The sequence below is a fragment of the Pseudarthrobacter phenanthrenivorans genome, assembly GCF_000813845.1.
In the GTDB taxonomy this organism is placed as follows: Bacteria; Actinomycetota; Actinomycetes; order Actinomycetales; family Micrococcaceae; genus Arthrobacter; species Arthrobacter phenanthrenivorans_B.
Map to the genome: position 1 here is coordinate 1 of NZ_JWTB01000054.1, position 266 is coordinate 266.

The following is a 266-nucleotide window of genomic DNA, read 5'->3' on the forward strand; positions in this document are numbered from 1 at the left end:
CCGGTTTGCGATGGGCCGGGTGTGCGTGTATTGTTTTCTGAGTCGCCGCGGGGGAGACAGTGAAGAACTGTTTACCGGGTGGCCAAAACCCCCAATTCGAAGCCAGGTTCTGGTTGCTCTTTAGGGCGCTGGGAATCGGTGTGGGGCGGTCTTCTGTTCGATGGAAATCCTGTGATGATGGATTTGCTTCGGGGTGGGGGATCGGGTAAGTTTGAAAAGTTGCTCCGGAGCGATCCTGAACCAAGGGTTTGGGTGGTGCCGGGTGT

At 56.8% G+C, this 266-nt stretch carries 1 protein-coding gene; it reads left to right on the plus strand.

Annotated features, from left to right (window positions below):
• Window positions 1–78: 78 nt before the first annotated feature.
• Window positions 79–266: hypothetical protein (locus RM50_RS20995; RefSeq protein ID WP_205622311.1), on the plus strand; the 188-nt coding region annotated here is incomplete at its 3' end.